The following is a 3,269-nucleotide window of genomic DNA, read 5'->3' as shown; positions in this document are numbered from 1 at the left end:
AGTTAGATGAGCACGAGATATTAAAAAAGGCAAAAGACCTAAACCCAAAGGCGATTTTTATACAAAAATCAAAAGGATATAAAAACAGAAAAAGCCTGTCTACATCGCAGGTTAATGAGATTATAAAAAAGATTAGAAATATTTGCGATGCAATTGTGATAGTTGACAATTGCTATTGTGAGTTAGTTGAAAGAGAGGAGCCGAAGGCTGATTTATTGGCTGGCTCGCTCATTAAAAACTTGGGAGGCACTATTGCCAAAACAGGAGGTTACATCGCAGGGAAATCAGAATTGGTTGAGCTTTCTAGCAATCACTTAACATCGGTTGGATTAGGATGCGAGGCAGGCGGTAACCTTGGCATTGGAGAAAGCATATTGCAGGGGTTATATTTTGCGCCAATCGTTGTTGGAGAGGCGATAAAGACCGCTATTTTTGCTAGTTTTTTGTTTGGTTTGCCTCAGGAAGAGCGATATGACATCGTGCAAGCAATTGAGCTTGGCGAGCCTGAAAAGCTTGAAAAATTTTGCCAAGCGATACAAGGCTTATCGCCGATTGGCTCGAACCAGACGCCAGTTCCTTGGGATATGCCGGGTTATGACGAGAAGGTTATCATGGCATGCGGCGCTTTTGTTGAAGGATGTTCGCTTGAAATCTCTGCCGACGGCAAGTTTGTGCCACCTTATACAGCCTATCTCCAAGGCGGGACAAGCTTTGACTATGCAAAATATGCCGTTTCAAAAGCGTATAAGTGCACAAAATAGTTGATTTTTATCGAGAAATATGATATACTTTATAATAACAAGGGGGAGAAAATGAAAACGTTTGAGCAAATCCAGCTAGCAAATGCAGCTGAAATGGAGAGAAGAAGGCTAATTTGCGCGGAACAGGGATATAAACAAATCGTGGAAATGGGAGATATTTTTGATCAGCCGTCTCGTGAAATTGATTTCAGCTCTCAAGAAGCGATGACGTATAAACAACGCATGGAATTGGCTGACGCTTGGAGAAAAAGTAGTGAAGCAGCGTGTGCGGAAATTGGTTATAAAGAGATGCGAGCGCAATTGTTATCAGACTATCAACTATAAAAAAAGAGCATACGCTCTTTTTTGTTGCTTTTTATTTATACAAAAACTCTGATTGTTAATATCGCGCCGATAGACATACAGGTTGATAATTTGTCCATCACCAGCCCTGCGACGATGCCTAAAACGAGGCCTGTTGCTATTAAAAGAAATAGTTTTATGTTGTTTTTCGTGTTAGTCTCCATAAATATTGCTCCCCTTTTAGAAGAATACAGTATATCACAATTTCCAGAATTTGTCAATGTTTTATTTTTTGTTTTTTAAAGAAGCTTCGACAAAATCATGGAAAAGCGCTTGCGGGCGGACTGGTCGGGATTTAAATTCTGGGTGAAACTGTACGCCGACGAACCATTTATGCTTAGGAATTTCCACGATTTCGACAAGCTCGCCATTTGGCGATGTACCCGCGATTTTTAAGCCTTTTTTAGTCAGGATGTCTCTATAATTATTGTTATATTCATATCTGTGACGATGCCTTTCGTCGATGTTTTTTGATTTATATGCTTTATATGAGAACGAAGTTTTGTCTAGGACGCAAGGATACGAGCCTAATCTCATTGTCCCGCCCATATTTTTAACGCTTTTTTGCGATTCCATCAGCGCGATAACGTTGTTTGCGCCGTCTGGTGTGAACTCTTGGCTGTTCGCATCCTCAATTCCGCATACATTTCTAGCAAATTCGATCGTTGCTAGCTGCATGCCGAGGCAGATGCCAAAGAAAGGAACGTTATTCTCTCTCGCATATTTGATTGCCGAGATTTTACCTGCGATGCCTCTGTTGCCAAATCCGCCTGGGACAAGCACGCCATCGACATCTTTTAGCACTCTTTCAGCCGTTCTATCTGTTAATTCGTCTGAATCTACCCATTTGATATGAACTTTTGCGCCAAGGGAAATTCCGGCATGGTATAGGCTTTCTGCGACTGATAGATAGGCATCATGCAGTGCGACATACTTGCCGACCAGCGCGATCGTGATCTTTTTGTCCATTTGGAACTCTTTGTCGACAACGTCTTTCCATTTTTGCAGTGATATTCTGCCTTTTTCAAGCCCTAGTTTATTGCAAACATATTCGCTGAAATGGTATTTTTCAAGCTCCAATGGCACGCTATATAGCGATGGCGCGTCTAGGTTTGGTATTATGGCTGCTTTTGGCACGTTGCAGAATAGCGCGATTTTATCGCAGAAATCTTCCGGCAAGGCTTTTTCAGCTCGGCAGACGATGATGTCCGGCTGGATACCAAGCGACAACAAGCCTTTAACGCTATGCTGAATTGGTTTTGATTTGAACTCTTTCGATGCTGTTAGCCAAACAGCGAGACCAACATGAATGAACAAGCAATTGTCGCGCCCCATTTCGTTTGCGACCTGCCTGATAGCTTCTAAGAACGGCTGGCTCTCGATATCGCCGACTGTTCCGCCTATTTCGGTTATAACAACGTCTGCATCGGTTGTTTTTGATAGCGTGTAGATATATTCTTTAATTTTGTTCGTGATATGAGGGATAACTTGGACTGTTCCGCCGAGGTAGTCCCCGCGCCTTTCGGCGGTTAATATATCGTTATATATCCTGCCTGATGTTGCATTTGAATATTTATTAAGGTTTTCATCGATGAAACGCTCATAATGCCCTAGATCAAGGTCCGTCTCTGCGCCGTCATCTGTTACGAAAACCTCGCCGTGTTGATATGGCGACATGGTTCCAGGGTCCACATTTATGTATGGGTCGAGCTTTTGCATGGTTACTTTCAGCCCTCGGCTCTTTAGAAGCATGCCGAGCGATGCTGCTGTTATCCCCTTGCCAATGCCTGATACAACCCCGCCGGTTACGAAAATGTGCTTTGCTTTTTTCATAAGTAAATTAACCCCTTAATTTGATATGTTTTTCTTGAAATTAATATTGCAATAAAAAAGCTGAAAAAAAAAACTTTTTTCAGGCTTAAATTCCCCGTCTTGCTATTTGTTTTTTAACTTGCTGGAGCTATTATACTAAAGTTCGACATGTTTGTCAATAGGAAAATCGAAAAAATTTATATAAAATTGCAAATTTTTATTAAATTAACTTGTTTGTGATTAGTTTCGTTGGCGTGGCGATTTTGAGCCACCGTTCGCGGACGATGTTCTCTAGGACGATTACACTATTTGCGATATCTTCAGTTTCTGCGAATTCGATTGGAGTGTGCGACC

At 41.7% G+C, this 3,269-nt stretch carries 4 protein-coding genes; 2 read left to right on the top strand and 2 right to left on the bottom strand.

What is annotated here, in order from left to right:
• Nucleotides 1–761: methionine gamma-lyase family protein (locus ACYVTD_RS10790; protein WP_461247777.1), on the top strand; the 761-nt coding region annotated here is incomplete at its 5' end.
• A gap of 51 nt (nt 762–812) precedes the next feature.
• On the top strand, nt 813–1,085 hold the full coding sequence (locus ACYVTD_RS10785; protein ID WP_461247776.1) for a hypothetical protein: 273 nt from the start codon (nt 813–815) through the stop codon (nt 1,083–1,085).
• Between the two features lie 35 nt (nt 1,086–1,120).
• Here the strand turns inward: ACYVTD_RS10785 and ACYVTD_RS10780 are convergent, their stop codons facing one another.
• Both ACYVTD_RS10780 and ACYVTD_RS10775 read right to left on the bottom strand, forming a co-directional pair.
• The gene (locus ACYVTD_RS10780; RefSeq protein ID WP_461247775.1) at nt 1,121–1,267 is read right to left on the bottom strand and encodes a hypothetical protein; all 147 of its coding nucleotides are present in this window, start codon (nt 1,265–1,267) and stop codon (nt 1,121–1,123) included.
• 61 nt (nt 1,268–1,328) lie between these two features.
• A complete protein-coding gene (locus tag ACYVTD_RS10775; RefSeq protein WP_461247774.1) occupies nt 1,329–2,936 on the bottom strand; it encodes a CTP synthase in 1,608 nt (535 codons plus the stop codon).
• Nucleotides 2,937–3,269: the final 333 nt, after the last annotated feature.

The sequence above is a fragment of the Treponema sp. R6D11 genome, from assembly GCF_054786075.1.
The sequence above is the reverse complement of the archived record's forward strand: the minus strand, read 5'-3'. Positions and strand labels throughout refer to the sequence as shown.

Excerpts from the sequence above, each read along its gene's own strand:
- ACYVTD_RS10775 (WP_461247774.1), bottom strand. The coding sequence starts at position 2,936 with ATGAAAAAAGCAAAGCACATTTTCGTAACCGGCGGGGTTGTATCAGGC.
- ACYVTD_RS10785 (WP_461247776.1), top strand. The coding sequence starts at position 813 with ATGAAAACGTTTGAGCAAATCCAGCTAGCAAATGCAGCTGAAATGGAG.
- ACYVTD_RS10780 (WP_461247775.1), bottom strand. The coding sequence starts at position 1,267 with ATGGAGACTAACACGAAAAACAACATAAAACTATTTCTTTTAATAGCA.